The 5,432-nt window shown below is 55.1% G+C and carries 3 protein-coding genes and 1 pseudogene; 1 reads left to right on the forward strand and 3 read right to left on the reverse strand.

Annotated elements, in window-relative coordinates; all coding sequences use genetic code 11:
- From AUK29_00575 to AUK29_00585, 3 genes are all read right to left on the reverse strand, one after another.
- On the reverse strand, positions 1-885 hold an 885-nt coding region (locus AUK29_00575; GenBank protein ID OIP66498.1), incomplete at its 3' end, for a tRNA lysidine(34) synthetase TilS.
- Positions 886-1,179: 294 nt separating this feature from the next.
- Positions 1,180-2,871 (reverse strand): hypothetical protein, encoded by a 1,692-nt coding sequence (locus AUK29_00580; protein OIP66499.1) that lies wholly within the window; start codon positions 2,869-2,871, stop codon positions 1,180-1,182.
- A 205-nt stretch (positions 2,872-3,076) separates the two neighbouring features.
- On the reverse strand, positions 3,077-3,421 hold the full coding sequence (locus tag AUK29_00585; protein OIP66500.1) for a hypothetical protein: 345 nt from the start codon (positions 3,419-3,421) through the stop codon (positions 3,077-3,079).
- A 528-nt stretch (positions 3,422-3,949) separates the two neighbouring features.
- Between AUK29_00585 and AUK29_00590 the strand changes: the two are divergent.
- Positions 3,950-5,432: pseudogene (locus AUK29_00590) on the forward strand (hypothetical protein).

The raw sequence follows: 5,432 nt of genomic DNA on the forward strand, positions 1-5,432 counted from the left end.
CAGTTTCAAGACCGAATCCACATGCCGGAAAGTGATCTCGGAAGACTCGCCGGCCTGGACCATGGCCATCCTCACCATCCTTCGCACCATGGCATGAGAAAGACCCTTAAGATCTGATAGATCGAGGGCCACTCCGCCGGGGATAGTCATCGGGGAGAAGCGCTTTTCAGCCTCTTCCTGCATGAAGGCCTCTTCCTCCCCGAGTATCTCTGCCGTCCTCTGCAGGTCCTCCACCAGGTTCGGATTGTATCTCTCCACCAGCAGAGGGATCAATTCCCTGCGAATGCGGTTTCTAAGATAAATCCCCTTTTGATTGGAGGAGTCCTCCCGGTAAGGGATCCGTATCGAAGCAAGGTATGAAAGAATCTCCTCCCGTGTCACGTGAAGCAGGGGGCGGATGATGCCCGGCGCCCTCCGGATCGGCATCCCGGACAGTCCCCTGGTCCCGGCCCCTCTGAGCAGGCGCATAAGCAAGGTCTCGGCCTGGTCATCGGCATGATGCCCCAGGGCGATCCTTCTGGCATCATGTGCTCCGGCCGTCCTCCTGAAAAAATCATAGCGGATCTCTCTGGCGGCGGCCTGTGGTGAAAGTCCTCTATCGAGGATCAAGGCCGGCAGATCCACGGACTCGTAAATGAGAACCAATCCGTAACGGGCGGCCTCCTGTTCACAGAAACCTTGATCCTCCTCGGACTCCTTGCCGCGCATGCCGTAATTCATGTGTGCAGGGATCAGCGTCAAATCATACGCATCCCTCAGAGACCAAAGCACGTTCAGAAGGGCCATGGAGTCAGGGCCTCCGGACAGCCCCACCACGATCCGGTCCCCTTTTTCGAGGAGGGAATAACGCCGGATCGTTTTTTTTACTTTTTCAATAAGGTTCATCTAATCAATACCTGTCACTTTTAAAATACGGTCCTTCTTCCATAGGGTATGTAAGAAGGGTTCAAGGGTTCAAGGGTTTTTTTGATTTAGGTATTCTTATAGCATCTCACCTGGCCCCCAGGACCCTTGACCTGTTAACCCCTCAGCTTCTTGTTAAGCTTTTCACTCGGACCCTAGCCCCCTTGACCCCTCGGACCCCCAAGTTCTTGAAAAGCACTTCACTTGACCCCTGGAATCCTTGGCCCCTCGGCCCCTTATGTTTTCACCCACTCTTTTGGAGATGATCCTGTTAGGTCACATCAATTTATATCTCGGCCCTCCCCCGCCTTCCGGAGGCACCCAGTTGATAATCCCGTAAGGGTCGCGGATATCACAGGTCTTGCAGTGCACACAGTTGGTGAAATTGATCCTGAGCCTCTCCTCGCCCGCGGCCTCATCCATGACCATCTCGTAGACCCCGGCCGGGCAGAATTTCACGCATGGGTTCTGGTACTCCTCCCGGCACCGGCCGTGGCAGATAGAAAGGTCTTCTATATGCAGATGACATGGCTGGTCCTCCTCATGAAGGGCGCCGGAATGGTAGACATCCGTGACCTTGTCAAAGGTGAGTTCTCCGTCGAACTTCACCGGTTTTTTGGGGTCATCCTTCCCGTCATAGACCCTGACCTTTTTCATTTGTTCAAAATCCGCCTTGAGGCCTCTCCATCGGGTCAGACCTTTACCCCCGAAAGCCAGGCCGAAGGCGGCGTTCATCAGGCCGGTGATCATGCCGTGGTCAAATCCCTGATGAAAATTCCGGGATGCAAAGAGATCCCGGCCGGCGTAGCTCTCCTTCAAGGACCTCTCGTAGACGCGAAGGACCTCGTGCGAAAAATCATTCCGGAGCAGAGCGGAAAACGCCGCCTCGGCAGACAGCATCCCCGACTTCATGGCAAGATGAACCCCCTTGATCCTCCGGCTGTCAAAGATCGCAGCGGAATCCCCGACGAGCATTCCGCCGTCAAAACAGAGGCGAGGCATCGAAGCATACCCGCTGACGGAAACCGTCTTAGCCCCGTACTCCAGGAGTTTCCCACCGGTAAGCAGGGACCGCACAAAGGGGTGCCGTTTGAACTCCTGGAACCGCTCGTGCGAATCAAAGAAAGGATCCGGGGCATTCAAACCGGCGAGCAGCCCCAGGGTCAGCCGGTTTTCCGACATGGGATAAATGAAGCCGCCGCCGTAGGTGTCTTGAGGCATCGGGTATCCCAGGGTATGAATCACCTCCCCTTTCCCGGACTTCGACTCCGGAAGTTCCCAGACCTCCTTGACGCCGGTTAGATAGGTCATGGGGTCCTTGCCGTCATTCAGGCGCAGTCTTGGAATCAATCCCTTGGTCAGGCTTCCCCGAGGCCCCTCTCCGAAGATGGTCACCTTGGCGATCAGATCAATCCCCGGCTCGAAGTTCCCCTTGTGGTTCCCGTTCTTGTCAATCCCCTTGTCCCCGGTCCGAACGCCGATCACCCGGTCTCCGTCATAGAGGACCTCCACGCCTGGGGAACCGGGGAAGAGCTCGCAGCCGCTCTCGGCCACGAGTCCGGCCAGCCACCGGTTGAACCGGCTGAGGGAGATGACCAGACCTCCCCGCTGATGAAGCGGAGAGGGAATAAACGGGGCACGGATCTGTGAACGTGGGAAAAGATAATAAAGGGCCTCGTTCGCCACCCGGCTTTCGATGGGGGCCCCGCGTTCTTCATAATCCGGAACAAGCTCATTGAGGGTGACCGGGTCCATGACGGCGCCGGAGAGGCCGTGGGCGCCGATCTCAGTACCTTTATCAATCAGCACGACCATGGGATCTTCGATCCTGTCTCCCTGGATCTTGCCGCTTTCCACGTCCTGGTTATGATCTCGGATTCGGTTCATGAGATGAAGCGCTCCGGCGAGACAGGCCGGACCGCCGCCCACGAACAGCACATCCACGTCCATTCGTTCCCGATTTTCCATAAATCTCCCCCTTGATCGTTTAGATGTAAGGCATTATATCACCAACACCTTGATTTTCAAGTCATTTAGAAAAAGAAAACCGACGTTTTTACCGGGTGCAATCGGGTGAAATCAGGAGAGACGGTATGGTTCAAGGGGCGGCAAGGGAAGTGGCCCGCTTTTCCTGCATCCTGAAAAGCAGGCCCCATCTCCCTTTTTAGTTCACTTACTTTGCGGTTTTGGGCAGGTCGGCCCCCTTGACCTCTACGGTGATCATGGGTTTGATCTTCTCCAGGAGCTTCTCCCCGATCCCCTTGACCTTGAGGAGATCCTCCGCCGAGGCAAAGGGCCCGTTCTGGGTCCGGTATGCCACAATGGCCTCGGCCTTTTTCTCCCCGAGTCCGGGAAGCGCACTGATTTCTGCAGCCGTGGCCTGGTTCAGATTGATCTTCTCGGTCTTGGTTTTGGCGGATACGGCCTGGTCCGCGGCCCCGGCAGGCGCCGCCAAAAACCCGGAAAAGACCATGAGGCAGAAGAGGGTCATCAGTGAAAGATATGTTTTCTTATTCATGGTTTCAGTCTCCTTTGTTTGAGGTTAATATCACAAGTTCTGAACGGAAGTCATAAAGCGCGGATCACCCCCTTTGCAAAAAAATTCTTTTCAGGCCATAAATGATCTAGAAATTTAGCGGTTCAAGATGTGCAAATTCAAGCAGACTTGCCTTAGAAGTGATCCGACATTATCAGTTCGCATAAAACAAGTCAAGAATTTTATATCGGAATTTTGTATCGGGACATTTTTCATTGACGGCATCGCAAATTGTTGTTAACGTATGACGGCCTGAAACCAGGCCTAAAATTCGGAACAGCCGTTATGCCCTGCTACACATAGCGACGGAAGTCTTAATCAGTTTGTCATTGTCCGGCTCGACCGGACAATCCACCCTTCGACAGGCTCAGGGTGACAATTGTCATGGTGAGCTTGTCGAACCATGGATTCCCCGATCAAGCCTGCCCTCGACTGCGATCGGGGGCCGGGGAATGACGTTGTTTGTTTATGTCGCTCTGTATAAGTCATGTCTTAAAAGGAGGTCCCATCATGTCAAAATCCCTCTTCCGTATCTTTCTGATCGTATGTCTCTTCGCCGTGACCCTCTGCATGGGAGCGTCCCCGCTTTTTGCCGGGGATGATTATGTCCCGGGTGAGATCATCGTCCGCTACAAGGCTGATGTCTCGGGCTCGGCTGTGGCCCGGTCCCTGAGCGAGAAAGGAGCGACTCGGCTGGGCAGCCTGAACAAGCTCAATATTCATTTTGTGGCTCTCCCCCGGGAAACCGGTGTGGAAGACGCTCTGGATACCTATCGCAAGGACCCCAATGTCCTTTATGCCGAGCCCAACTACAGGGTCCATGCCCTATCTACCTTTCCCAATGAAAGAAACCTTGATGAATTTAAACAACAGTGGGGTTTAAATAACACTGGTCCAAGCGGCCCGGCCATTGGTCCATCAGGTTTAAAAGGAACGGATAATGCAGATATTAATGCCCCCGAAGCTTGGGACATACAAACAGGTTCTTCCAGCACGGTCATCGCCGTCCTGGATACGGGCATGGACCTGAACCATGAGGACTTGTCTGCGCACCTCTGGACCAACTCCGGGGAGACCGCCTCCAACAGCAAAGACGATGACGGAAACGGCTACGTGGACGACAAAAACGGGTGGGACTTTGTGAACAACGACAACGACCCGGACGACGACAATGTCCGTTCCGGAAGCAGCGTGAACAGCCACGGCACTCATATCAGCGGGATCATCGGCGCCGTTTCCGACAACCTGAAAGGCGTGGGCGGCATCAACTGGAATGTCAAGCTCATGATCCTCAAGGTCCTTGACCAGAACGGCGAGGGAACCGTGAGCAATATCATATCGGCGATCCAGTACGCCGTGGACAAAGGGGTAAACATCATGAACGCGAGCTGGGGACTCACAAGCTTCAGCCAGTCCCTCTATGACGAGATCAAGAGCGCCGGAGAGAGCGGCGCCCTGATCGTCACCGCTGCAGGGAACACCAGTTCCGTGGAGTACCCTGCCCGCTTCAATCTGGACAACATCATCTCGGTCACCGCCACCGGGCTCAGCGACGAGCTGACCGATTTCGGGACGGGCACAAAAGCCGCCACGGATGTGGAGGATGTGGACCTCGGCGCTCCGGGCCATCTGATCTACAGCACCATCATTATGAATGATGGCCCATCGAATGAAAGCTATTACTGGAAGGACGGAACATCCCAGGCCACGGCCTTTGTCACCGGCGTTGCGGGTCTTCTCCTTTCAGAGGATTCAACCCTCACGGCCGCCAAGATCAAGACACGAATCCTGAAAAGTGTGGATTCCGTCTCCGACCTGGCCTCGGTGACCGTGAGCGGCGGGCGTCTGGACGCTTTCGAAGCACTGTCCAGCCAGGTCGTGATTGTCCCATTCGGTACGGGATTGAATGTGGGAGAGACCAAGCAGTTCACCCTGGACGGTGCCACGGCCACAAGCTGGTCATCCAGCGACACGAGCGTGGGGACCATTGATT

It is taken from the genome of Nitrospirae bacterium CG2_30_53_67 (assembly GCA_001873285.1).
Taxonomy (GTDB): domain Bacteria; phylum CG2-30-53-67; class CG2-30-53-67; order CG2-30-53-67; family CG2-30-53-67; genus CG2-30-53-67.

Coding starts and splice junctions, on each gene's coding strand:
- AUK29_00580 (OIP66499.1), bottom strand. CDS start 2,871: ATGGAAAATCGGGAACGAATGGACGTGGATGTGCTGTTCGTGGGCGGC.
- AUK29_00585 (OIP66500.1), bottom strand. CDS start 3,421: ATGAATAAGAAAACATATCTTTCACTGATGACCCTCTTCTGCCTCATG.